26 protein-coding genes are annotated in these 23215 nt (G+C 66.4%); 14 read left to right on the forward strand and 12 right to left on the reverse strand.

The window, feature by feature from the left end:
- Positions 1 to 70: 70 nt before the first annotated feature.
- A complete protein-coding gene (locus tag ACQY4V_RS10415; RefSeq protein ID WP_428511413.1) occupies positions 71 to 322 on the forward strand; it encodes a YdcH family protein in 252 nt (83 codons plus the stop codon).
- Between the two features lie 408 nt (positions 323 to 730).
- Here ACQY4V_RS10415 and ACQY4V_RS10420 read toward each other — a convergent pair whose 3' ends face one another.
- Positions 731 to 2041, reverse strand: a complete 1311-nt coding sequence (locus ACQY4V_RS10420; protein ID WP_428511415.1) for a glycine cleavage T C-terminal barrel domain-containing protein — start codon at positions 2039 to 2041, stop codon at positions 731 to 733.
- Between the two features lie 214 nt (positions 2042 to 2255).
- Between ACQY4V_RS10420 and ACQY4V_RS10425 the strand changes: the two genes are divergently transcribed.
- Both ACQY4V_RS10425 and folP read left to right on the forward strand, forming a co-directional pair.
- Complete coding sequence (locus tag ACQY4V_RS10425; RefSeq protein WP_428511417.1) at positions 2256 to 3185, forward strand: dihydroneopterin aldolase; 930 nt, start codon at positions 2256 to 2258, stop codon at positions 3183 to 3185.
- 151 nt (positions 3186 to 3336) lie between these two features.
- On the forward strand, positions 3337 to 4347 hold the full coding sequence (folP, locus tag ACQY4V_RS10430) for a dihydropteroate synthase (protein WP_428511419.1): 1011 nt from the start codon (positions 3337 to 3339) through the stop codon (positions 4345 to 4347).
- Positions 4348 to 4380: 33 nt separating this feature from the next.
- Here folP and ACQY4V_RS10435 read toward each other — a convergent pair whose 3' ends face one another.
- Complete coding sequence (locus ACQY4V_RS10435) at positions 4381 to 5307, reverse strand: DMT family transporter (protein WP_428511421.1); 927 nt, start codon at positions 5305 to 5307, stop codon at positions 4381 to 4383.
- Positions 5308 to 5409: 102 nt separating this feature from the next.
- Here ACQY4V_RS10435 and ACQY4V_RS10440 point away from each other — a divergent pair, with 102 nt between their 5' ends.
- Complete coding sequence (locus tag ACQY4V_RS10440) at positions 5410 to 5571, forward strand: hypothetical protein (RefSeq protein WP_172978921.1); 162 nt, start codon at positions 5410 to 5412, stop codon at positions 5569 to 5571.
- Between the two features lie 60 nt (positions 5572 to 5631).
- On the opposite strand, the gene ilvC is transcribed toward ACQY4V_RS10440, so the two are convergent.
- On the reverse strand, positions 5632 to 6654 hold the full coding sequence (ilvC, locus tag ACQY4V_RS10445; protein ID WP_428511423.1) for a ketol-acid reductoisomerase: 1023 nt from the start codon (positions 6652 to 6654) through the stop codon (positions 5632 to 5634).
- A 148-nt stretch (positions 6655 to 6802) separates the two neighbouring features.
- Between ilvC and ACQY4V_RS10450 the strand changes: the two genes are divergently transcribed.
- The 4 genes from ACQY4V_RS10450 (at position 6803) to ACQY4V_RS10465 (ending at position 9568) form a co-directional block, all read left to right on the forward strand.
- Complete coding sequence (locus ACQY4V_RS10450) at positions 6803 to 7261, forward strand: Lrp/AsnC family transcriptional regulator (protein WP_428511425.1); 459 nt, start codon at positions 6803 to 6805, stop codon at positions 7259 to 7261.
- A complete protein-coding gene (locus tag ACQY4V_RS10455) occupies positions 7258 to 7728 on the forward strand; it encodes an Lrp/AsnC family transcriptional regulator (protein WP_428511427.1) in 471 nt (156 codons plus the stop codon). The genes ACQY4V_RS10450 and ACQY4V_RS10455 overlap by 4 nt, the downstream gene beginning before the upstream one ends.
- Before the next feature lie 205 nt (positions 7729 to 7933).
- A complete protein-coding gene (locus ACQY4V_RS10460; RefSeq protein WP_428511429.1) occupies positions 7934 to 8278 on the forward strand; it encodes a hypothetical protein in 345 nt (114 codons plus the stop codon).
- A gap of 162 nt (positions 8279 to 8440) precedes the next feature.
- Positions 8441 to 9568, forward strand: coding sequence for an aminotransferase class V-fold PLP-dependent enzyme (locus ACQY4V_RS10465; RefSeq protein ID WP_428511431.1), 1128 nt, complete (start codon positions 8441 to 8443; stop codon positions 9566 to 9568).
- Positions 9569 to 9746: 178 nt separating this feature from the next.
- Here ACQY4V_RS10465 and ACQY4V_RS10470 read toward each other — a convergent pair whose 3' ends face one another.
- From ACQY4V_RS10470 to ACQY4V_RS10485, 4 genes are all read right to left on the reverse strand, one after another.
- Positions 9747 to 10421 carry a M50 family metallopeptidase gene (locus ACQY4V_RS10470; RefSeq protein ID WP_428511433.1) on the reverse strand — a complete coding sequence of 225 codons (675 nt, stop codon included), beginning with the start codon at positions 10419 to 10421 and terminating at the stop codon, positions 9747 to 9749.
- A 2-nt stretch (positions 10422 to 10423) separates the two neighbouring features.
- Complete coding sequence (locus tag ACQY4V_RS10475; RefSeq protein ID WP_428511435.1) at positions 10424 to 11626, reverse strand: UbiH/UbiF family hydroxylase; 1203 nt, start codon at positions 11624 to 11626, stop codon at positions 10424 to 10426.
- A 59-nt stretch (positions 11627 to 11685) separates the two neighbouring features.
- On the reverse strand, positions 11686 to 11904 hold the full coding sequence (locus tag ACQY4V_RS10480) for a hypothetical protein (RefSeq protein WP_428511437.1): 219 nt from the start codon (positions 11902 to 11904) through the stop codon (positions 11686 to 11688).
- Positions 11905 to 11988: 84 nt separating this feature from the next.
- The gene (locus tag ACQY4V_RS10485; RefSeq protein ID WP_428511439.1) at positions 11989 to 12633 is read right to left on the reverse strand and encodes a pyrimidine 5'-nucleotidase; all 645 of its coding nucleotides are present in this window, start codon (positions 12631 to 12633) and stop codon (positions 11989 to 11991) included.
- 105 nt (positions 12634 to 12738) lie between these two features.
- Between ACQY4V_RS10485 and ACQY4V_RS10490 the strand changes: the two genes are divergently transcribed.
- Positions 12739 to 13389 carry a GntR family transcriptional regulator gene (locus ACQY4V_RS10490; protein ID WP_428511441.1) on the forward strand — a complete coding sequence of 217 codons (651 nt, stop codon included), beginning with the start codon at positions 12739 to 12741 and terminating at the stop codon, positions 13387 to 13389.
- On the opposite strand, the gene ACQY4V_RS10495 is transcribed toward ACQY4V_RS10490, so the two are convergent.
- Together ACQY4V_RS10495 and carA are read right to left on the reverse strand one after the other, a co-directional pair.
- Positions 13363 to 15279: a glycosyltransferase gene (locus ACQY4V_RS10495; protein WP_428511443.1), complete on the reverse strand. Its 1917-nt coding sequence runs from the start codon at positions 15277 to 15279 to the stop codon at positions 13363 to 13365. The genes ACQY4V_RS10490 and ACQY4V_RS10495 overlap by 27 nt on opposite strands.
- 128 nt (positions 15280 to 15407) lie before the next feature.
- Positions 15408 to 16556: a glutamine-hydrolyzing carbamoyl-phosphate synthase small subunit gene (gene carA / locus ACQY4V_RS10500; RefSeq protein WP_428511445.1), complete on the reverse strand. Its 1149-nt coding sequence runs from the start codon at positions 16554 to 16556 to the stop codon at positions 15408 to 15410.
- 195 nt (positions 16557 to 16751) lie between these two features.
- Here carA and ACQY4V_RS10505 point away from each other — a divergent pair, with 195 nt between their 5' ends.
- From ACQY4V_RS10505 to ACQY4V_RS10515, 3 genes are all read left to right on the forward strand, one after another.
- Positions 16752 to 17213 carry a GatB/YqeY domain-containing protein gene (locus ACQY4V_RS10505; RefSeq protein WP_152493010.1) on the forward strand — a complete coding sequence of 154 codons (462 nt, stop codon included), beginning with the start codon at positions 16752 to 16754 and terminating at the stop codon, positions 17211 to 17213.
- Positions 17214 to 17455: 242 nt separating this feature from the next.
- Complete coding sequence (locus ACQY4V_RS10510) at positions 17456 to 18460, forward strand: histidine kinase dimerization/phosphoacceptor domain -containing protein (protein ID WP_428511448.1); 1005 nt, start codon at positions 17456 to 17458, stop codon at positions 18458 to 18460.
- A 409-nt stretch (positions 18461 to 18869) separates the two neighbouring features.
- Entirely contained in the window at positions 18870 to 19619 is a 750-nt protein-coding gene (locus tag ACQY4V_RS10515; protein ID WP_428511450.1) for a hypothetical protein, read from the forward strand.
- 64 nt (positions 19620 to 19683) lie between these two features.
- On the opposite strand, the gene ACQY4V_RS10520 is transcribed toward ACQY4V_RS10515, so the two are convergent.
- Both ACQY4V_RS10520 and dtd read right to left on the reverse strand, forming a co-directional pair.
- Complete coding sequence (locus ACQY4V_RS10520; RefSeq protein WP_428511452.1) at positions 19684 to 20202, reverse strand: DUF2244 domain-containing protein; 519 nt, start codon at positions 20200 to 20202, stop codon at positions 19684 to 19686.
- Positions 20203 to 20261: 59 nt separating this feature from the next.
- Positions 20262 to 20699 (reverse strand): D-aminoacyl-tRNA deacylase, encoded by a 438-nt coding sequence (gene dtd, locus ACQY4V_RS10525; protein ID WP_428511454.1) that lies wholly within the window; start codon positions 20697 to 20699, stop codon positions 20262 to 20264.
- A 49-nt stretch (positions 20700 to 20748) separates the two neighbouring features.
- On the opposite strand from dtd, the gene ACQY4V_RS10530 reads away from it, so the two are divergent.
- Positions 20749 to 21759: a GlxA family transcriptional regulator gene (locus tag ACQY4V_RS10530; protein ID WP_428511456.1), complete on the forward strand. Its 1011-nt coding sequence runs from the start codon at positions 20749 to 20751 to the stop codon at positions 21757 to 21759.
- Positions 21760 to 21797: 38 nt separating this feature from the next.
- Here the strand turns inward: ACQY4V_RS10530 and ACQY4V_RS10535 are convergent, their stop codons facing one another.
- Positions 21798 to 22601: a pseudouridine synthase gene (locus ACQY4V_RS10535; protein ID WP_152497897.1), complete on the reverse strand. Its 804-nt coding sequence runs from the start codon at positions 22599 to 22601 to the stop codon at positions 21798 to 21800.
- 61 nt (positions 22602 to 22662) lie between these two features.
- Here ACQY4V_RS10535 and ACQY4V_RS10540 point away from each other — a divergent pair, with 61 nt between their 5' ends.
- Positions 22663 to 23118: a nucleoside deaminase gene (locus ACQY4V_RS10540; RefSeq protein ID WP_428511458.1), complete on the forward strand. Its 456-nt coding sequence runs from the start codon at positions 22663 to 22665 to the stop codon at positions 23116 to 23118.
- Positions 23119 to 23215 lie beyond the last annotated feature (97 nt).

Consider the following 23215-nt stretch of genomic DNA (forward strand, 5'->3'; position numbering starts at 1 on the left):
TAACCGCGGCCCGCCCCTTCCCATGTCTTTTTCACGATTGACCGAACAGCATCACCAAGGGAGGACCCTGATGAAACGCCGCATTCTTTCGCCCAAGAGCCTGAAAGCCCGGATCGACACGCTGACCCGCCGGCACCGCGAGCTTGACCTGCGCATCACGCGCGAGGAAAGCCGCCCGGCCGCCGACACGCTGCGCCTCAAGCAGTTGAAGCAGGAAAGGCTGGGGCTGCGCGATGCGATCCGGCTGACGCAGACGCTGCTCAAGCGTCTAGACCCGCGCCCCGCCCGCCGCGGCTGGCAGCAGCAGTTTCATTCGGGGTAAGGCGATGGTCGATTTCTACATCGCGCTGATGGCGCCGCGCTTTCTGCGCGGCCAGAACCTGGATGACCTCGAGGAGGCTTTGGCAGACGACTGATTTCGTGCCGGGGGCCGTTCCCTCATCCCGGCCCCCGGTGCGCGGCGACGCGCCCGGATCGCGCGAAAATCACGCGCGCAGGTCGCTTGCCCCGGGGCGGGGTCACGGTAATGAACAGGGGCGTTACCGTGGCACCCGCCCCTTGGGCGATGTTGGGACCCATCAAACACCGCGTTTGGCGCAGACGGCACTGCGGTCCGACGTATGCGTCTCGGTCCCAATTCGACCGATCACGCAAAGGATTCATTTAATGCGCACAGCACAGCTCAACCGCCGCGCCGGTGAAGCGACGCGGCGATGCGCGGTCCTGACGCTCAGCCGCGCGCGTCGCGCACGTTGGGATGTTCCGACGGACGGAACGGCACCTCGCACACCTCCGCAGCGGCCGCCTGGCCGGAATGCTCGGCATAGGCCTCGGGCAATTCCACGCGCAACCGCGATCCGACATCCGACAGCCGCCACGGCACGAAGGCCAGCGCGATGTTCACCTCCAACTCCGGCGACCACCAGGCGGAGGTGACGTATCCCACCCGACAGCCCTCGTCGTCCTGCACCAGCCAGAAATCGGACGGGTAATCCGTCACCGGCAAGCCATCCATCTTGATCCCGACCATCTTGAGGCGGAAGGGATATTCCCCCGCCTCGATCGCGTCACGCTGACGTTCCAGGGCCGCCTTGCCGATATACTCCGCCGGTTTCTCTTTCGGCACCTGGTAGGCCAGGTTCACCTGGAAGGGCGAGGTTTCGTGATCCATGTCCTGCCCCCAGGACAGGATGCCGGCCGCGATCCGGCGGTGATGCCCGGGGGCGATCACCCGCAGGCCATAGCGCGCGCCGGTGCCGCGAATGGCGTACCACACTTTCTCGGCGTTCTCGGACGCGTCCCGCACGTAGACCTCATAGCCCTTCTCGCCGGAAAATCCGGTCTGGCTGATGACCACGGGGGCCCCGCCGATCGTGGCTTCCATCATGCCGTAATAAGGCACGTCGCGCAGCGTCTCGTCCACCAGGTCGACCATCAGGTCCTCGGACAACGGCCCCTGGACCTGCAAGGGCGCGACGTCGATCTCGTCGATCTCGACATCCCATTTGCCATGCACGTTGACGCCGCGCAGCCAAAGCAGGAGGTCCGAGTCCGAAATCGAGAACCAGAATTCATCCTTCGACAGCCGCAGCAGCACGGGATCGTTGAGGATCCCGCCCTTTTCGTCACAGAGGATGCAGTACTTGCCATGCATCGGCTCGATCTTCGTGGCATCACGGGTGATCACGAAATTGACGAAGGCCTCGGCGTCCGGCCCGTGCACCCGGATCTGCCGCTCCACGGCCACGTCCCAGAGGGTGACGCGATGCACCAGGCTGCGGTATTCCGCCATGGTGCCGCCATCCTCTTCGCGGACATAGCCGCGGGGGTGATACATCCGGTTATAGACCGTCGCGCGCCACGCCCCCGCCTCGACCGACAAGTGCCAGAAGGGCGATTTGCGGACCCGGGTGGAGACCAGCATCTCGACCGGGGTCGCGCCCGACTGGCGCAGGTTGACCGGCACGAGCCGGTCGCTCTGGTCGATTTCCGCAACGTTGGGATGGGTGAAGGTCCGGTTCTGTACGTCCTGCGATGTCATGGGCGACCTCCTTTTCCTAAGAGTGGAAACGCGTCACGGCCCGACCGCGTTCCGTCTGCCCCGGCCGCGCGGAAAAGCGTGTGCGGACCTCCGCCGAGGACCCGGCCCCGCGCCCATCTGCCGGACCCGGGCCGCCGGTCGTCGCATTTACGGGTTCCACCTCTCCCCTGCCCCATGGTATGCCCCGCAAGGTCAAAGCTGGGGGGAGGCCCGCATGTCCAAGGAAATCCGTCTTGCCTTCGCGCACCCGTCCGAGCGTGCGGACGCGACCGCCCCCGACGGCCCGCTCGACCGGATCTCGGTGCGCGACCACGTGGTCGAGGTCGAGATCGGCGCCTTCCAGGCCGAGCGCGGCACCACCCAGCGCGTCGCGTTCAACGTGGTGGTCGAGGTGCGCCCCATCACCGACCCGATCGACGATGACGTGGACCGCATCCTGAGCTACGACAAGGTGACCGAGGCGATTGCCGCCGAACTGGCCGAGGAACGCCTGAACCTTCTGGAGACGCTGGCCGAACGCATCGCCGAGCGTATCCTGTTGGAGCCGCAGGCGGTGCGCACCTTCGTGCGGGTCGAAAAGCTCGACCGCGGACCGGGGGCGCTTGGCGTCGAGATCGTGCGCTCGGTCGAGGACCTCAAGACCAAGCCGGTGGGGCATCACGCCGACACCACGCCGCATCCGCATGTCGTTTACCTCTCGAACACCGCCATCGGTTCGCCCAACCTGTCGCGCTGGCTGGATCAGCTTCAGGCGAGGGCCGAGCCGGTGATCCTGTGTGTCGGCCACAACCGCGTCGACAGCCCCAAGACCGGCCACCGCATGTCGCAGCGTCGCGTCGACCTGCTGGCGCTGGAACAGAACGCCTGGGTCCTGGCGGGCCGTGACGACCGCTGCGTCGTGGTCGGCACGCGGACCGAGTTGGACTGGGCCATGAAGAACGGCCAGATCAGCGTCTGGGCCCCGTCGAAGATTGTGCTGGACGCGGTCGACGGCCCGCGCACCGGCCCGGATGATCCCGTCGGTCTGGCGGCATGGTTTGCGGGCCACATGGACGCCTCCGATCTCTTGCTGATCGGCGAGGTGCCACCCAAGGACCCGCCCGTGCCGGTGCTGGTGCAGGACATCGCCCAAAGTGGCTTGTGAGACCCCGTCTCACAAGCCATCCCGGACCCGATCCGGGACCTCCCCGCCACCTCGCTCCACGACGTCCCGGACTTGATCCGGGACCTCTTAGCCGACCGGCACACCCCGCCCGGGCCTGACCCCGGACCTCGCTGCCTCAAGACCGACCGCCATGCCCCATTACCGTCCCATCCCCCGCACCGACCACGCCCGCCCCGACACCGCCCTTCCGCTCGCGGGCGGCTGGTGCTGGTTCGACACGGTCGAGGAGTTGCACCGGGACGCGCCCGCCCGCCTGATCCCGGCGCAGGACGCCCCGGCAGAGGTCCGGTCCCGCCTGATCGCGCCGCGTGCGCCCTTGGCCGGGCTGGACATGGCGCGCCCCGTCCTGATGGGCATCCTCAACGTCACGCCCGACAGCTTTTCCGACGGCGGTCAGCACAACGACCCCGGCGCGGCGCTGGCCCGGGCCGAGGCGATGACCGCCGCGGGCGCCGAAATCATCGACATCGGCGGCGAATCCACCCGCCCTGGCGCATCCGAAGTGCCCATGGACGAGGAAATCGCCCGCACCGCCCCGGTCATCGCCGCCCTGCGCCAGCGCTCGGACGTTCCCGTCTCCATAGACACCCGCAAGGCCCCCGTGGCCCGCGCCGCGCACGAGGCCGGCGCCAGCCTCGTCAACGACGTGGCGGGTTTCACCTTCGACCCGGCGCTCGCGCCCTTCTGCGCCGAGGCCGGCCTGCCGGTCTGCGTCATGCATGCCCAGGGCACGCCCGACGTGATGCAGAAGGACCCGCGCTATGATAACGTCGCGCTGGATGTCTACGACTGGCTCGAGGGCCGGATCGCCGCGCTCGAGGCGGCCGGCATTCCCCGCGACCGGATCATCGCCGACCCCGGCATCGGCTTCGGCAAGACCCTGGAGCACAACCTGACGCTACTGCACAATCTGGCGCTGTTTCACGGGCTTGGCTGCGCGGTTCTGCTGGGCGCGTCACGCAAGCGCTTCATCGGCACGATCGGCGGCACCGAAGAGGCGCGGCACCGGGCCCCCGGCTCCATCGCCGTGACGCTGGCCGGGGTGGCGCAGGGCATCCAGATCCACCGGGTGCATGACGTGGCCGAAACGCAAGAGGCGCTCAAACTGTGGATGGCCGCCACTATCGCGGCGGAAAATTAGGAATTTTCCAGCCGGATAAAATTCGTACGAATTTTATCCGGCGCCGAACAACCGTCTGAGCGCGCCCAGCTGGCTGAGCGCCACGCCCCCGAGGATCAGCGCAAGGCCGAGGTAGAGGCTGGGCGGCAGCGCCTCGAACAACACCACCGCGCCGAAGATAATCGACCAGATCGGCACCTGGTAGTTTACCAGGCTCAGAAAGACCGGCCCGGCGTCGCGGATCACCTGCACCAGCAGGATCTGCGCCACGCCCGTGGGCAACAGGCCAAGGTAGACGAGCGCCCACAACACCCGGCCCTGCGGCATCTCGGGCAGGCCCTCGGCCATCAGCGCGTAGGGCGTGAACACCACCGCCGCCACGGTCAGAACGGCGGCCGCCAGCGACAGACGGTCCACCTCCGGCGCGAGGCGCGTGAAGATCGACCCCACCGCGTAACACCCCGCCGCCGCGACGCAGGCCAGCCGCGCCAGCATCTCGAACTCGGCCCCGGTGGAGCGCAAGGCCTCCGGTCCGATCAGCACCGCCACGCCCAGCGTGCCCATAACGAACCCAACCGCGCGGCGCATGTGCATCCGCTCGCCCGGAACCAGAAAATGCGCCAGCGGCAGCACCAGCAGCGGCACGGCGGCCATGCAGACCCCGGCAAAGCCCGAGGCGACGACCTGCTGCCCCCAGCTGAGCAGGAAGAACGGCAAGGCGTTGGAGAAGAGCCCCATCGCCACGATGAACGCCCAGAGCCGCCCGGCCCCGGGCCCGCGGCGGCGCGGCAAGCCCCGGCCCGTCGCACGGCAGAGCACCAGCAGGAACACCGCTCCGAGGCAGAGCCGCACCGCCACCACGGTCAGCGGCCCGACGCCCTGAAGGGCCACGCTCACCGACATGAAGGACGCGCCCCAGATCATGCCCAGCGCACACAGCCTGAGCCAGTTCACCGGCGCGACGGCAATCGGATTTTCCATTCAGATCAACCCTCCGGTCATGCGGCAGCGTGTCAAAACGTCCCGAGTGCGTTGTCATTCGTTGCAGCGCAGTCAGGTTCTGGGACCGAAAGGAGGCGCATCATGGACATAGCCATCGGCGCCGCGGCCCTGTCGATCATCACACTGGTGATCGTTCTCATCCTCGCCGCGCGCAACAAGCAAAAGACCGAAAAGCGAAAGAAAGCGGACGTTCCGCCAAGTTCGCTTGCCAAGGACGGCGATCCGCACAAGCCGGTCGACTGACATCAACGAAAAGAGCCGGGGCACCTCCCCGGCTCTTTCCTTTTCCCGAGCGCCTCAGGCTCAGTTCTTTTCCTTGTCGACCATCTTGCCGGCGGAAATCCACGGCATCATGGCGCGCAGCTTCTCGCCCACTTCCTCGATCTGGTGCGCGTCGTTCATGCGGCGCGTGCCCTTGAAGAACGGCTGGCCGACCTTGTTCTCGGTCATGAAGTCACGCACGAACGCGCCGGTCTGGATGTCGTGCAGAATCGCCTTCATTTCCTTCTTGGTCCGCTCGTAGGGCAGAACCCGCGGGCCGCTCACATACTCGCCATACTCGGCAGTGTTCGAGATCGAGTAGTTCATGTTGGCGATGCCGCCCTCGTAAATCAGGTCGACGATCAGCTTCACCTCGTGCAGGCACTCGAAATAGGCCATCTCGGGCGCGTAACCCGCCTCGACCAGCGTCTCGAAGCCCATGCGGATGAGTTCCACCAGGCCACCGCAGAGAACGGCCTGCTCGCCGAAGAGGTCGGTCTCGCATTCCTCGCGGAAGTTGGTCTCGATGATCCCCGAGCGCCCGCCACCGATGGCCGAGCAATAGGACAGACCCAGTTCCAGCGCCTTGCCCGAGGCGTCGTTGTGCACGGCCACCAGGCAGGGCACGCCGCCGCCCTTGGTGTATTCGCCGCGCACCGTGTGGCCGGGGCCCTTGGGCGCCATCATGATGACGTCGACGCCTTCCTTGGGCTCGATCAGGCCGAAATGCACGTTCAGACCGTGGGCAAAGGCAATCGCCGCGCCTTCTCGCAGGTTGTCATGCACGTATTTCTTGTAGGTCTCGGCCTGCAATTCGTCGGGCATGGTGAACATCATCAGGTCGCACCAGGCCGCCGCTTCGGCAATGCCCATGACCTTCAGGCCCTCCCCTTCGGCCTTCTTGGCCGAGGGGCTGCCTTCGCGCAGGGCCACCACGAGGTTCTTGGCGCCCGAGTCGCGCAGGTTCAGCGCGTGGGCGTGACCCTGGCTGCCATAGCCCAGGATCGCCACTTTCTTGTCCTTGATCAGGTTGATATCGCAATCGCGATCGTAATAGACGCGCATGGTTGTCTCCTTTGTCGTCAGATGATGTGGAAGATGACGAATAATTCGAAAGCGATCCCGGCTTTTTCGGTATGATTTCCTAAATTAGTGAGGTAATCATTCACCGTTCTTCAAATACTCGAAAATTCCATTCACTCACAACAGGCCCATGCACCTCGACGACACCGACCGCCGCATCCTGCGCCAGTACCAGCATGACCCGACGCTCGGTCCCGCCGACCTGGCCGAGCTTGCCGGCGTGACCCCCGCCACCTGTGCGCGGCGGCTGGACCGCATGGCCCAGGCAGGTCTTTTGCGCGGCAATCACGCGGTGATCGACTGGGCCGCGCTCGGCTACAGCGTCGAGGTCAGCTTGCGCATCACTTTGGACAAGACCGTCCCCAACGCGTTCGACGCCTTCACCGAGGCCGCCCGTGCCATCCCCGAGGTGCTGGAAATCCAGTCCTTCCTCGGTCGGGTCGACACGCGCCTGTCGGTCATTGCCCGCGACATGGCGCATTACCAGGACATCTATCGCACCGCGATCCTGTCCCTGCCCCACATCACCGATATCGAGGCGCTGATGCACGTGGCCCGGATCAAGACCGACGAGGTTCTGCCGCTATGAGCCAGCCCGCCCTCGAACTAGACACCACCGACCGCCAGATCCTGCGCGCGCTGGTGCAGGACGCCACCCAATCGGCAGGCGCCATCGGGCGCACCCTGGGTCTCAGCCAGCCCGCCGCGTGGCGGCGGATCAAGCGGTTGCGCGATGCGGGCATCCTGAAAACCCAGCGTCTCGACCTGGACAAGGAGGCGCTCGGCTTCGGCGTCACCGTCTTCCTGGGCCTGAAACTGGCCACCAAGGGCCGGGTCAGCCTGGCCGATTTCGAACGCGCGGTGTCGGCCATCCCCGAGGTGCAGACGGTCGAGCATATCCTGGGCCTCTACGACTACCGCCTGCGCGTCGTGGCCCGCGACATCTCGGATTTCGAGCGCGTGCTGCGGCGGCGCATCATGACCCTGCCCGGCGTCGGCGACGTGGAGGCAAACGTGCTTTTGAGCGAGGAACGCCGCCCCGGCCCGATCGGCTAGACGCCGCGCCACGGTATGCCATGGCATGCGTGTATGCGAAAGTATCCTTTGAAAACATGGATTTATGACGTTCCCGCATGACGGGTATGCAGAATTGGCGTCTGGCGACATGCGGCCTCGCAGGCTTATGCTGCAACGCAGAAACTGTGGCAGATGCACCCTCCCCGCCTCTGCCATTCCGCATATGCACGATACGAGGTTGACCATGAAACTCATTCTTTCCACCGCCGCCCTTGCCCTGACGGCAACCACCGCCCTTGCCGATACAGTAACGCTGACACGGGCTAATGCCGGCGCCACCCTGCACGAAAGCGATGCCGACATGAGCATCTACTGGGTCGAGGATGGCGATGCCTACGCGTTGACCGCCACCTATGTCACCGACGAGGCTCCCGCCGATCCCGCCCGCCTGAGGATGCACCTTTCGGACGGCGACACAGTGACCTTCGGCCTGCCCGGCGTGCAGGACCGCCTGTTCACCTTCGCCCGCGACGGTGAAACCGTCTCGGTCGGGTCGGCCCGCGTCGGCATCGACTACGCCAGCAAGTAAAACCGGCCATCGGTCGTTCCCCGCCGCGTCGCCCCGTGCGTCGCGGCGTTATCATGTGCGGCGTGCCGGAAATACCCTTCGGAGTGACGGCATGACGCCCTGTCATCCCGCCGTCGTTCGGGGCATACTGCCGCAAAACTGACAACCCAGGACAGGATGCACATGACCGCCCTTCGCCCCGATATCGACCCCGACGGCCTGCTGGAATATTCCGTGGTCTTCACGGATCGCTCGCTCAATCACATGAGCAAGGTCTTCCAGGGCGTCATGACCGACATCTCGTCCATGCTGAAAGAGGTCTACAACGCCTCTGCCGTGGCCATCGTCCCCGGCGGCGGGACCGTCGCGATGGAGGCGGTCGCCCGCCAGTTCGGCCACGACGCCCATGCGCTGATCGTGCGCAACGGCTGGTTCTCGTATCGCTGGAGCCAGATCTTCGACGCAGGCGCCTTTACCTCGGACACGACCGTCTGCATGGCCCGCCAGACCGGCAACGGGGCACAGGCGCCGTTCGCCCCCGCGCCCATCGAAGAGGTCACCGCGAAGATCCGCGAGGCCAAGCCCGACGCCGTCTTCGCGCCGCACGTGGAAACCAGCGCCGGCATCATCCTGCCCGACGACTATATCACCGCGCTGGCCGAGGCCGCGCACGAGGTGGGCGCGCTGATGGTGCTCGACTGCATCGCCTCGGGCTGCGCCTGGGTCGACATGAAAGAGACCGGCGTCGACGTCCTGATCTCGGCCCCGCAAAAGGGCTGGTCGGCTTCGCCCTCGGCGGGCCTCGTGATGATGTCCGACCGTGCACTGGAGCGGCTGGAGGCGACCAGCTCCAACAGCTTCGCCATCGACCTCAAGAAATGGCACGCGATCATGCAGGCGTATGAGAACGGCGGCCATGCCTATCACGCCACCATGCCCACCGACGCGCTGCGCGGGTTCCGCGACACGATGCTGGAGACCAAGGAGTTCGGCTTTGAAAAACTGCGCGAGGCACAATGGGAGCTTGGAAATGCCGTGCGCGCTATGCTTGCGGACAAGGGCGTGACATCCGTAGCGGCCGAGGGCTACGGCGCGCCGGGCGTGGTGGTCAGCTATACCACCGACCCGGATGTGCAGAACGGCAAGAAATTCAGCGAGCAGGGAATGCAGATCGCTGCCGGCGTGCCGCTGCAAGTGGGCGAGCCCGACGGATTCATGACCTTCCGGCTGGGGTTGTTCGGTCTGGACAAGCTTTATGACGTAGAAGCCGCGAAGACCCGGCTGCAAGAGGTGATCGACAGGGTTCTATAGCCCCCGCGCGGAATAGAGGCGCAGCTAGCTGCGCCGCCGCGCGATCGGCAGACCGCCCCCCGGTCTGGCGATTGGTAGCCGTAAGCGCTTCAATTTGAGGTTTTTCGGAGTTGGCAGCCATAAAGTGCGCGGAACGACCGCCGGGTCGCCATCCCGCGGTCTGACGATAGCGCGGCCCCTACCGCAACCGTATATTGCTGTTCACCCCCAGCCCCCGGCGCAGGCACATCCAGATCACCCAGACGCTGATCCCCAGCCACAGCCCGCCCCACATCCAAGGGGTGCCGCCGAACTCCTCGGCCAGCATGCGCGCGTCGGAATGCAACCAGCCGCGCGCAATCGTGTCGCTGTAGATGTCGAGCGGCACGTAGATCATGCAGGCCAGCCCGATCACCCTCAACAGAAGGTCGCTGACATCCCGCGGCAGGTATCTCGCCGCCAGCAGCATCGCCGCGCCCGTCCCGGCCCCGAACACCAGCGCGAAGGGCGCCCGCACGTAGAGCACCGTCACCGCCAGCAGCGTCAGCCCCAGCATGCCCAGCACCGCGCGGTCGGCGCGCGTGCGCACGGCGGCCGTGAAAAGCGCCACGCCGATCAGCAGCGAACCAAGGTAACCCGCGCTCAGGCTGAGGAAGCGATTGCCCCCGCGCGAGGTCACCGCCGCCCCCTGCATCGGGTCGAGCGTCAGGTTCAGAACGTCGCCCCCCGTCAGAAGCACCGCCAGCACGTGGTCCAGCTCGTGCAGGAACACCACCAGCAGTTTCAGCGGGATCACCACCGGGGTCCGCCACAGCACCGCAATCGCGGCCACCAGCAACAGCAATTGCCAATGCCCGCGCAGAAATGCCCGCATTCTCAGCCCCTTGCGCCCAGCCCCAGCTGCATCAGCGTCTTGCGCACCGGGGCCAGCCCGTACAATGCGTTCAACGCCTGCATCCGCGCGTCGCGCAGCACCGGCGCGCTGACCATCGAGGCGCGGTTCAGTACGTCGATGCCGGTGACCCGCGCCATCACCTCCCAGTGGCGGCGCTTGTGATAGGTCTCCAGCATCTCGCGGTCGCCCAGGCGTTCGGGATTGGCTTGTGCGAGGTCCAGCAGCACATGCAGGTCGCCAAGCGACATGTTCAGCCCCTGCGCCCCGATGGGCGGCACCACATGCGCGGCCTCGGCCACGAGGGCGATGCGCTCGCCCGCCATCCGCTCGGCCACCTGGGAAATGATCGGCCAGACCGTTCGTCGCGAGGCCAGCGTCAGCGGCCCGAAGAGGTGGCAGGACCGCGTGCTCATCTCCGCCTCGAACGCGGCCACATCCAGCGTGGCCAGCCGCTGCGCCTCGGGGCCTTCCTCCATCCACACCACGGCGGACGAGGGCCGCCCCTCGTAATCCGGCAGCGGGACCAGAGTGAACGGGCCGCCCGTACGGTGGATCTCGGTCGAGACATTGTCATGCGGGATCGGATGCGTCACGGCAAAGGCCAGCGCCTTCTGCCCGTAGCGCGTTGTTTTCACGGGGATGCCCGCCGCCTCGCGCATGGGCGAGCCGCGCCCGTCGGCGGCCAGCACCAGCCGGGTGCGGATCTTGCCGCCATCGCTGAGGCCCACCCGCGCCTCGGCCTCGCGGGTAAAGAGGCTTTCCGCCGCCACGCCGGGGCGAAACTCCACGGTATCGAGGCTGTCCAGCTGCGCCACCATCTCGCGCCGCAAGAGCCAGTTGGGCAGGTTCCAGCCAAACGGCTTTTCCGAAATGTCGCCCGCATTGAAATCCTTGACGACGCGCGGCTCGGGCACCGCGCCACCCGCGTCGACGATGCGCATGACCTGCAACGGGGCGGCATGGGCGTCGAGCCGGTCCCAGATGCCCGCCTGCGCCAGAAGCGCCTGCGCCGGTTGCAGGATCGCGGTGGTGCGCAGGTCCGAGCCTTCGGCGTCGCGCTCGGTCACCGGCGGGGCCGGATCGACGCAGAGCACGCGGAACCCCGCGCCCCCGAACAGGGCCGCCGCCGACAGACCGGCAACGCCGCCGCCGGACACGACGATATCATGATCGAAACGGCTCATGCGCAGGCCTCCTTTTCAGCGGCACCATAGACCGCTCGCGCAGCGACGGCCAGACCGTCTCAGGCGCGCGAGATGATCAGCAGAAACAGCCATATGACGGGCACGAGTGCCAGCGCTGGCAGGTAGAGGCCCGGCACGCCCCATATCACGATCGCCCCGACCCACGCCGCAAGAAGAACGCCCAGGAACAACAGGATACGGACCGCAATTGATGTTTCACTCGACCCCTCCGCTGGGTGTGTTCCGGTGTCGTTTTCGGTGCCTTCGGTCTGGGGCATCGTCTGCATCCTGCGTAATGTCTCGCGACGGGACGTAGGCTGCCCCCGCGCCGCGCAAAAGGTGCAAATCGCCGCAGCGGACCCTCAGACCAGCCGCGACAGGAACCCCGACAGGTCGTCGGTATGGTGATGCACGTGATCAGCCTCGACCGGCTCGGGGCTCACCAGCACGGTCCGCATCCCCATCGCATGCGGCGCGGCAAGGTTGCGCACGTCATCCTCGAACATCGCGGCCTTCGCGGTCACGACGCCATCGGTGGCGAACACCCGGTCGAACGCGGCGCGGTCCGGCTTGGGGTGGAACCCGGCATGTTCCACGCCGTAGATCGCGTCGAACAGCCCCTCCAGCCCGCGCGCCTCCACCACGCGCTGCGCGTAAGGGGCCGAGCCGTTGGTGTAGACGATCTTGCGGCCCGGCAGCGCCCGGATATGCGCGGCCAGTTCGGCATCCGCCTCCAGCAGGTCGAAGGAGATGTCGTGCACGTCGGTCAGGTACGGCCCCGGATCGACGTCATGCTCGCGCATCAGCCCGGCCAGCGTCGTGCCATGCCGCCGCCAATAGTCCAGCCGCAGCCGGTCGGCCTCGGCCCGGTTCACGCCCAGCGCATTCATCACGAACTGCGTCATCCGCACTTCGATCTGGTCGAACAGGCGCATTTCCGGCGGGTAGAGCGTGTTGTCCAGGTCGAACACCCAGGTCTCCACATGTGCAAAGAACTCTTTCGCCATCGCCTTCCCCCGCTCTTAATTGTCGCAGGGCCCGGCAAGGCTTGCACCCTGCCTCCGGCCCCGCATACTCTTGTCCATTGAAACCAGATAACGAATGAGAGTGCGATGACCATAGCCGCGCCGCAGAAAGATGCCTACCACCTGATCCTCGAGGCGATCGACACCGGCGACTACAAGCCCGGCGACCGCCTGGTGGAAAGCGACCTGGCAGAGCGGTTCGGCGTGTCGCGCACCCCTATCCGCGAGGCGTTGCAGCGGCTGGAAACCCAAAGCCTGCTCACGCGCGACGGCCGCAGCCTGATCGTGTCATCGCTCGATCACAACCAGTTGGCCGAGCTCTACGTGGTGCGTGCCGAGCTCGAGGGGCTGGCCGCGAACCTCGCCGCGCGCCACGCCGCGCCCGAGGAGGTCCGCGTACTGCGCGACATGGTGACCGACGATCGGGCGCTGGTCGACGACCCCAAGGCGATGGCGCGCGCCAACCGGCGCTTTCACAAGCAGATCCACCTGGCGTCGCACAACCGCTTTCTGGTGCAGCAGCTGGACCTCGTGCATCGCTCGATGGCGCTTATGGCCACCACCTCGCTGGCCGCGCTTGGCCGGCCCGAGGATGCGCTGGCCGAACACGACGCGATCGTGACCGCGATCGAGACCGGCAATGCCGAAGCCGCCGGCGATGCCCTGCGCGCCCATATTTCCAAGGCGTTCGTGACCCGGCTGAAACTGGATTCAGGGGAACTGGATACGCTGATCTGAGGCGGATCTCGTCGCCGGCGGCGGTGCCACGGTCAGCGACAGGCCGTGCTGCGTCTTGTCCCAGAAGAACGGTTTGAGCACCAGCTCGTAGAGCGCCTTGTAGGCCGCCACCGCGCCCAGTGGCAGATAGAGATGCATCGTCGGGACCCAGGCCAGGAGGTGGCGATGTTTCGGCCCGGTGACCGAGGCCATGTAGATCGTCAGGTTCAGCACCTCTATGGCCAGCAACAGCGCCCCGAAGGCCAGCAGCGCCGTTCGCGACATCAGCGGATCCAGAGGGTGCGGCAAGCCCAGGAACACCAGCCAGAAGGACCACAGGAACGGTGCCAGGACGACCTGGCTCAGGGCGGTCACGAAATGTGCCTGGAATCCCCAGAACTTCCACGCCCCCAGCTGCCGATACAGCAAACCGGGGCGCCGCATATGCACCAGGTAGGTCGTCATGTACCCCTTGAGCCAGCGCGACCTTTGCTTGATCCACGCCCAGGTCCGGCAATTCGCCTCTTCCTCGGTGACCGTCGCCACCATCTCGGTGCGAAAGCCGTGGCGGGCCAGTCGAAAGCCCAGATCGGCATCCTCGGTCACGTTATGCGCGTCCCAGCCGCCCAGCGCCTCCAGCGCGTCGCGGCGGAAATAGAGTGTCGTTCCGCCCAGCGGAATGGCGAATCCAAGCCGCGCCATGCCCGGCAGGATGGTGCGGAACCAGGTGGCGTATTCGATGGTGAAGCACCGCGCCAGCCAGTTCTGGCGCGGATTGTAGTAATCCAGGATGCCCTGAAGGCAGGCAACCTCGGGCGGCGCCTGCTGAAAATGGCGTGCGACGCGGGTGATCTGGTCGGGCTCGGGCGCGTCCTCGGCGTCGAAGATGCCGATGATATCGCCCTCGCAGAAATCCAGCGCAAAGTTCATCGCCCGCGGCTTCGTGCGGGGCTGCCCGTCGGGCACCACGACCATGCGGATCCAGCTGGGCAGGTCGATCTGCGCCAGCGTCGCCTGGGTCATGGAGTCTTCCTCCTCGAGCACCAGAACCACGTCCAGCAGGCATTTGGGATATGTCAGCTGGCTCAGCCGCGCGACCAGGGCGTGCACCATCTCGGTCTCGCGGAAGAGCGGCACCAGCACCGACACCCTGGGCAAGGGTGTCTTGTCCTCGACGGCCGGCACGACGGTGGCGACCGGCCCCTCGGCCAATCGCGCCACGAAAGCCAGCAACTTGGTCATTGCCGACACGACCAGGGTGAACGCCGCCCAACCCATCAATACCGTCAGGATCGCCTTGGGAAAGAACAGCGTCGCCACGACCAGCGCGGTCAACCCTGTCAGCACCCAGGCCAGCCGCCGAACGTGGCTGTGCGCCCAACTGCGGCAACTCTCCGCCAGGGGAACACGCGCTTGCGCCGCATCGGTCAGGATCTCGTCGAAATGATCCGCGACATGGGCCTGCACCACCTCGCGCGGGGCCATCAGAACCCGGGCGCGCCGAAGATCGGCCGGAAGATGGGCGCGCGCAAAGGCGAGTGCCTCGGGGGCGCCACAGACGATGGCGGGATGCCCGTCACGGTCGGTGACGGGAAAGAACGCGTATCGCAACAGGATCCGGGGCGCGAGGGGCACCACGATGGGGTCCAGCGCCGCAATCTCGGTCGCGTCGACCTGCCGTGACCGAAAGCGCCGCGCATGCGCGTTCAGCAGATCGCCGCGCGTCACCAGGCCCTCGGCCACGAGGATCCGGTCCATACCGGCGTCGCAATGCCGGCGCATCTGCCGCGCGAGGATCGCGTCGCGTACGTTCAGGATCCCTTGCCTGACCAGGTCGGACTCCACCTCCGCCGCGTCAACATCGGCGGCATCCTGGAACGGGTACGTCTGCCGCAGTTCCGAAATCCCCATGACCGTCTGTCCTTCTGCGTGACAGGTGACGGTCTACCAGCGAGCGGTTAACAACGCGTAAAAGAAAGGTTAATGCACCGGGCCCGGGCCCGCCCGAGCGGGCGGACGGGCGGCGCGCCTGCCGGACCCTAGCGGTCCATCGAGGCGGCGAAACGCTCGAACAGATAGAAGCTGTCCTGCGGGCCGGGGCTGGCCTCGGGATGGTGCTGCACCGAAAAGACCGGGCGGTCTTCCATGCGGATGCCGCAGTTGGACCCGTCGAAGAGCGAGACATGCGATTGCACCACGCCCTCGGGCAGGGTCTGGCTGTCCACGGCGAACCCGTGGTTCATCGACGTGATCTCGACCTTGCCGGTGGTCAGGTCCTTAACCGGATGGTTCGCGCCGTGATGGCCGTGGTTCATCTTGATCGTCCGCGCGCCCAGGGCAAGGCCCAGCATCTGGTGGCCCAGGCAGATCCCGAAAAGCGGCAGGTTCTTTTCCAGAACGCCGCGGATCATCGGCACGGCGTATTCGCCCGTCGCCGCCGGGTCGCCGGGGCCGTTCGACAGGAACACGCCATCGGGGCCTTGCGCCAGCACGTCCTCTGCGGTGGCCGTCGCGGGCATCACCGTCACCTCGCAGCCGGCGCTGGCCAGGCAGCGCAGGATGTTGCGCTTGGCGCCGTAATCAATCGCCACCACCTTGTGCCGGGCCTGCGTCTGGCGCGGGAAACCGTCGGGCCAGGCCCAGCGCATCTCGTCCCAGCGATAGCTTTGCGCGCAGGTGACCTGTTTCGCCAGGTCCATCCCTTCCAGCCCGGCAAAGCTGCGCGCCTTCGCGACCAGCGCAGCCGTGTCGAACTTGCCGTCCGCCCGGTGCGCCAGCGCCACGTGCGGCGCGCCCTGCTGGCGGATGGCCCGCGTCAGGCGGCGGGTGTCGACGCCGCCGATGGCCACCCGGCCCCGCCGCGCGAGCCACTCGCCCAGCCGCTCGGTCGAGCGCCAGTTCGATGGCTCGGTCGGGTCCCACTTGACGACCATGCCCTCGGCCACCGGATCGGCGGTCTCGTCATCGTCTGGGTTCACGCCCACGTTGCCGATATGCGGAAATGTGAAGGTCACCACCTGCCCGGCATAGCTGGGATCGGTCATGATCTCTTGATAGCCGGTCATCGCGGTGTTGAAACACAGCTCCGCCGCGACCTCGCCCTCGGCCCCGAACCCGCGCCCGTAGAACAGCGATCCATCGGCCAGGGCAAGACAGGCGGTCGGACGGGCATCGGGCGCGTGCGGCATGGGGGAATCTCCATCGGGCAAATTGCGCGGAACCTATGGTCAGCCGCCCGCGCGGTCAAGGCCACGTTTCGCGCCGCGACGTCATTCGCTCCGGTCAATAAAACAAGGGCCGGACAGGGTGTCGCAGCTTATTGCACGGCGTTTCGCTTTCCATTAATGTCGCACGCTTACGGGATGACAAGAGGATACCCTGACATGGGATTGCGCGAACGCGTGAACGACGCCCTGAAACAGGCCATGAAGGACAAGGACGCGACGCGGCTGGGCACGCTGCGCCTGATCAACGCCGCGATCAAGGACCAGGACATCGCCCGCCGGGGCACCGACAACGACACCGGCTGTTCCGATGGCGATATCCTCGCCATCCTGGGCAAGATGACCAAGCAGCGCCAGGAAAGCGTCCGCGCCTACGAGGAAGGCGGGCGGCTGGACCTTGCGCAGGAAGAACAGCGCGAGATCGAGGTGATCGAGGAATTCCTGCCCCGCCAGCTGGACGAGGCGGAAGTCGCCAAGGCCATCGACACCGCCATCGACAAGACCGGCGCCAGCTCGATCCGCGACATGGGCAAGGTGATGGGACACCTCAAGGAGAACTATACCGGGCAGATGGACTTTGGCGCGGTGGGTCCGCGGGTCAAGGACCGGCTCTGCGCCTGACCATCCGACATCCGCAAGTGTCCGGCCGGTCAGGTACCGCAGCCCCCACCGGGGCGCGGCGGGACGTGTTTCGCGGTACGGAAGCTGGCTGACATGATCGCATACAGCACCTATAGTCGGTCCGGGGCGGCACCCCCTGGGCACGGCACGGGACTGGGAAACAGCAACACATGCGACCCGCGGGATCACAAGACGTTCGGCAACCCGTCTTGCGGGACCCGGAGGCCGAGATTGAGCAGCCAATGGCCGGACGACAGGTGAAGATCGACTTGGTGGATTGGCTTGCGCCGCGCATCCCCGAACCCACGGCGCAGGCGCTTGTTGCCGGGGTCTGCGCGATCCTCGCGGTGCTGGCGCGCGGGGCTGTCGATACCGTCTTTCCCGGCGCGGGGCCGTTCGCCCTCACCCTTCCCTTCGTGCTTTTTGCCACGCTCTTCGGCCGCTGGGGGGCGGGCGTGGGCGTGATGTGCTTCACCGCCCTCTACGCCTGGTACTTTGTGCTGCCGATCAGGCAGTCCTTCGCGTTCAACGATCCCACCGATGGGCCGAGGGTCTTTGTCAACGTGTTCTCGGGCTTCCTGATCGTGGCCCTTGCGGAATACTTCCGCCGCGTCGTGCGCCGCGCCTTGCTGGAACGGAACGCCATCGCGGAAGAACGGCGGCTGCTGTTGCTGGAACTGGATCACCGGGTCAAGAACAACTTCGCCATGGTCAATGCGATGCTGCGTATCGAAATGCGCAAGGCCTCCGAAGCGGCGATACCGGCGCTCAAGGCGATCCACAGCCGGGTGGACAGCATCGCGCGCGCCCACGAGGCGCTTTATCGCGAGGAGGGCCGGATCGGCGAGGTGCCGATGCGGCCTTACCTCTCGACGCTCTGCGCCTCGCTTCAATCGGCCTATCTTCAGGGACAGCACACGTTGACGGCGGATATCGCCGACGTCTCCCTTCCGCGGGACAGTGCCGTCGAAATCGGTCTGCTGGTCAACGAGCTTTGCATCAACGCCGCGAAACACGCCTTTCCCAATCGCGGCGACGGCAAGATCCATGTCTCGCTCGCCGCCACCGAAGAGACCCTGACCGTCTCGGTTTCCGATGACGGGATCGGCATCACGGATCAGTCCGCGCGCGAAGGCAGCCAGGGTCACGGGCTTATTCATGCGCTGGCGCAAAAGGCCGGTGGCGCGCTGGATCGCGTCCCTGTCGAGACCGGCACGAAGTTCGAACTGGTGATCTCCAGAGCCTGACGGCACCGAACCACGCGCCGGACGCCTTGATCCATCCGACCTCGCGGCGCCGCCGGTTTCACCGTGAATATCCCCCTCTCCCGCACCTTCCTTCCCGGGGCAACACGATCCGCGAGCGCGCAAAATGCAGGGCCTGCGCACGCAGGAGCACCTGAAAACACAGGCGATTCGCGACCGCGTTTCAATGATCCGAAATGGCCTCACAGGCGGGCTGGCGATGAGGCGCGCGGTCGATGTCGCGCACCCAGAAGGCGCCAAAAACGCGCTAGCAATAAAATAATATTCTTCAGAACTTTCAAGCACTTAAATGTCGCAAAACACGATAAGTTAACTTGATTTTTTGTGAGAGTGCCGTCTTGTGCTACCTTAGCGGGTACTGGGTGGACTGTTAATTAGTAGGAGTGGAACTATGTCCAAGTACACGCAGTCTGAATTCCTCAAAATCGTATCCGCCTTTGCGTTGCTGTCGACGACAGCGATGTCTCCCGCGCACGCCGAGGGAGGCCTCGGTGGTGCCGTTGGCGGTGCTGTCGGTGGCGTAGGCGATGCTGTCGGTGGTGCTGTCGGCGGCGTTGGCGGTGCGGTCGGTGGCGCTGTCGGCGGCGTTGGTGCCGCCGCAGGGGTCGGCGCGGGCTCCAGCGACTCGGGCACCGGTGTTGGCGCGGGCGTCGGCGCAGGTGTCGGAGGGACCGGCGTCGGAGCGGGCGTCGGCGCAGGTGTCGGCGGTTCCGGTATCGGCGCGGGCGTTGGCGTTGGTGTCGGCGGTTCCGGTGTCGGCGCGGGGGTCGGTGTCGGCGTCGGAAGCGACAGTGCCTCCGATTCCGACGGCGATACGAATTCCGGTTCCGGCAGCAGCTCGAACCCCGGTTCCACCGCGAGCGCGGCGAACCCGGCCGGATCCTCGGGCGGCGCAGTGAGCACGCGCAGCGCCATGCCGGACCTGGCTGGCGTCGTGCTCATGTCGTCTGACCGGCAGGTGCTTGGCATCGTCCAGTCGTCCAGGCCCGATCCCCGGGGCGTCCGCGTGGATGTGCAGCTGAATAATCAGCTCGGGATCGGCAAGACGACCACCCAGTTGATCCTGCCCTCGCCGAACCCCCGCTCCGGGCAGATCCGGCTGAGAAAGTCGATGGATAACCTGGTGCGCCTCATCAACTGACGCAAACCGGACGTTCGGCAACCACCACTCACACCGGGCCGCCGCGACCGCTGCGGCCCGGCGCCTATCCGGCCCCCATCGGGTCGGGCAGCGCAATACGCTTCAGCGCATCGGCAATCTCGCCGTAAACCGCCTTGCGCTCGTCCTCGCTCAGGAACGCGCCGATTTCCACCTGCCGTCCCTTGCCCTTCAGCGTCACGTAATGCGGTACCGGCCCGCCCGTGGGATGCATCTCGACCTTCGCCCAGTAGCTTTCGCAGTCCCATTCCTGCACCGGCCCGCGCGCGTTGGTGCGCACCAGATGCACCGCCTCGCGGTCGATCGTCAGCTCCTCGTTCATCTGCGCGTCCTTGTAGGAGCGCTCCAACGCCGCCCAAACGCCCCAGACCGCCAGCAACAGGAACGGCAGCAGCCCCCACAGCGTGACCGTCCCGATCAACGGATAAAGCGGCAGGGTCAGCATCCCGCAGGTGATCACGATGAAGAGCGCAAAGCCCCGGCGCGGCAGCGACCGGTGCGGCCATAGCCGCAGCTCGCACACCTCCTCTTCTCCGTTCCGCGTCTGGTTCCACTGGTATGGCATGACCCGATCTTAGCGCACCGGACACACGAGGAAAGCGCGACATTTCTGCGCGTAAGGCCTCAGACCTCCAGCCAGATCGTCACCGGCCCGTCATTGACCAGGCTGACCTGCATATCGGCGCCGAACACGCCGGTTTCGACCGGCACGCCCTCGCCCGCCAGCGCCTCGGCAAAGCGCTCGTAGAGGCGCCGGCCCTCCTCGGGCGCCGCCGCCTGGGAGAATCCCGGCCGCGTCCCGCGCGAGGTGTCGGCGGCCAGCGTGAACTGGCTGACCACCAGCGCGCTGCCGCCAGCGTCGCGCACCGAGCGGTTCATCTTGCCCGCCTCGTCCTTGAAGATCCGCAGCTTCGCCGCCTTGGCCGCCAGCGCCTCGGCCTGCGCCGCGCCATCGCCCTCCATCGCGCAGACCAGCACCAGCAGCCCGGGCCCGGTCGCCCCGATCACCGCGCCATCCACGCGCACCTGGGCCTCGCTCACCCGCTGTATCAATGCCCGCATCGCGCGCGTCCTCCCTTGCCAGTTCCCGGCCACATGCTACCAATTCACCATGGAACGCAAATCCTTCGTCCCGCGCGGCGCGGCCAGTTTGCGGGTCGAGTATGACGGCCCACCGCAGGACTATCATTTCCTGCTGCTGCCCCGGCTGACGCTCCTGGCCTTCACCTCGGCGATCGAGCCGCTGCGCGTCGCCAACCAGGTGGCGGGGAAAGAGCTTTATCGCTGGTTCGTCAGCACGATAGACGGCGAAGCTGTATCATGCTCCTGCGGCGTGACCATCACGCCCGACACCCAGGCCCACGACCTGTCGCGCAGCGACAAGGCCTTCGTCTGCGCCGGGATCGCCCCGCTGGAAACGGCGCTGCCGCGGGCGGTCACATGGGTCAACCGGCAATGGGCGCATGGCATCCAAGTGGGCGGCATCTGCACCGGCGCCTTCGCGCTGGCCCGCGCCGGACGGCTGACGGACCGCCGCTTTACCCTGCACTGGGAAAACCAGCCGGCCTTTCGCGAGACCTTTCCGGGGCTGGAGCCCACCGGCCATCTATACGAGGAGGATGGCGGGCTGTTCACCTGCGGCGGCGGCTCGGCGGCGACCGACATGATGCTGGAAATCATCGAGCGCGACCACGGCCCGGCGCTGGCCGCCATCGTCGCCGACATGTGCCTGCACCGCCGCGCCGGCAACCGAAGCGTGCCCCAGCGCCCCGCCTATGCCGCCGCCCTGGGCAGTCACAACCCGCAGCTGATCGCCGCAACCGACCTGATGGCCGCCCATATCGAGGATCCGCTCGACATCTCCGAGGTCGCCGCCGATGTGGGCCTCTCCCGTCGACAGCTCGAACGGCATTTCACCCGCTACCTCGCCGCCACGCCGGCGCAATACTATCTCGACCTGCGCATCGCCCGGGCCCATGCGTTGTTGAACGAAACGCGCCTCAGTATCGGACAGATCGCCGCCGCGACCGGCTTTGCCAGCGCCTCGCAACTGGCAGAACGATTCCGCAAACGGTATGGCACCACGCCACAAGCCTATCGCCGCGGCGCCACATCAAAGTAGGCGCATAACTCTCTGATTTTGAAATTTAATACTGTACTCTACCGACGCTTCCGCTGAACCTTCGGCCGTCCCTTTGCAGGCTTTTCCTTGCCCGGCGTCTCGTCCATGCCCAACTGGTCGCGCAGCACCCGGGGCCGGATCTCCTCGACCTCGCCCGCCTTTAGCTGGCCCAGCTGGAACGGTCCATAAGACACCCGGATCAGCCGGTTCACCTGGCAGCCTACCGCCTCCATCGCGCGGCGAATCTCGCGGTTCTTGCCTTCGCGAATCCCCACCGTGGCCCAGGCATTGGCACCCTTCTGCCGGTCCAGCACCACCGACATCGGCTGAAACACCTCGCCATCGAGGGTCAGCCCCTTGCGCAGCGGCTCGAACGTCGCATCCTCGGGCCGGCCTTTCACGCGCACGCGGTACTTGCGCACCCACCCGGTCGAGGGCAATTCCAGCTTGCGCTTGACGCCGCCGTCATTGGTCAAGAGCAGCAGACCTTCCGAGTTCAAGTCAAGCCGCCCCACGCTAAGAACGCGCGGCAAGTCCTCGGGAAGCTTGTCGAAAATCGTCTCGCGCCCCTGTTCGTCCTTGGTGGTCGTCACCAGCCCAGCGGGCTTGTGATACAGCCACAGGCGCGGCGGTTCGGGCGCGTCCAGCGCACGGCCATCCACCTCGATCCGGTCGGCACCGGTCACGTTCAGCGCCGCGCGGTCGATCACCGCGCCGTTCACGCGCACCCGGCCCGCCTCAATCATGCGCTCGGCCTCGCGCCGGCTGGCCACGCCGGCACGAGCGATCACCTTGGCGATCCGGTCGCCGGGGGGCGTGTTCTGGGTGGGTTTCCGAGTCATGCCACGGCCTTACCCCATCCTGGCCCCTTGCGAAAGCGCCACCCGCACGGCAATCAGGGGCATGACGTTCAAAAGCCATATGGACACGGCCCTGGCCGAGGCCCGCGCCGCCCGCGACCGCGGCGAGGTGCCGGTGGGCGCCGTCGTGGCCGACGCGGCGGGGCGCATCGTGGCGCAGGCCGGCAACCGCACGCGGGAACTGAACGATCCCACCGCACATGCCGAAATCCTCGCCCTGCGCGCCGCCTGCGCAGCCGTTGGCAGCGAACGCCTGCCCGGTCACAGCCTGACCGTCACGCTGGAACCCTGCGCGATGTGCGCCACCGCCATTGCGGGTGCCCGCATCGCGCGGCTTTACTATGGCGCCGCCGACCCCAAATCCGGCGGTGTGGCCCATGGCGCCCGGATATTCACCCATGCCCAGACACACCACGCGCCCGAGATTTACGACGGGATCAACGCCACCGAGGCCGAGGCCCTGCTGAAAGACTTCTTCAGAACGCTGCGTGAAGAGTAAATCGCAAAGCGCTCTTTTTCTTGCCAAAAATTCTCATAGAAAAACGCGGTGCCCGAACCCCGCTTGGAGGTCCGGGCACAAAAAGCTTTCTCAAAGC

This window comes from Roseovarius sp., from assembly GCF_965277045.1.
Classification (GTDB): Bacteria; Pseudomonadota; Alphaproteobacteria; order Rhodobacterales; family Rhodobacteraceae; genus Roseovarius.